The following is a 555-nucleotide window of genomic DNA, read 5'->3' on the forward strand; positions in this document are numbered from 1 at the left end:
CGTAACGCTGAACGGTAAAACGTACACCACCACCACTGACGCAGACGGCAAGTGGAGCGTGGGCGTCCCGGCAGCCGATGTGACGGCGCTGGAAGCCGGCACCGCCACCATTAAAGCTGAGGTCTCTGACACCGCCGGCAACAAGGGCTCCGTCACCCGCGACATCACCACTGACCTCACCGGTCCGGCGGTGGGTATCGACAGGGTCACCGCTGATGACATCATCAACGCCGCCGAGAAAGGCGCGGACCTGACGCTCACCGGCACCTGTGGCACCGACGTTACCACCGTTAAGGTGACGCTGAACGGCAAAACGTATGATGCCTCCGTCACGGACGGCACCTGGACCCTGACCGTACCCAAAGCTGATATGGCAAAACTCGCCGACGGCACCGCCACGGTCAGCGCCCTGGCCACCGACACCACCGGCAACACCACCACCGTCACCCGTGACTTCAGCGTCGCCGCCGACAGCACACACCTGCCCACGGTCACCATCAACGCCCTCGGCGATGACCTTCTGAATGCCGCCGAGGTGGCGGCTGACCAGACCAT

Annotated in this window: 1 protein-coding gene; it reads left to right on the forward strand. The window is 64.1% G+C overall.

The features are described 5' to 3' along the window. The coding region (locus tag KE671_RS22580) for an Ig-like domain-containing protein (protein WP_206164794.1) at nucleotides 1-555 on the forward strand (555 nt) is incomplete at both ends.

This window comes from Citrobacter amalonaticus (genome assembly GCF_018252635.1).
GTDB classification, from domain to species: domain Bacteria; phylum Pseudomonadota; class Gammaproteobacteria; order Enterobacterales; family Enterobacteriaceae; genus Citrobacter_A; species Citrobacter_A amalonaticus_E.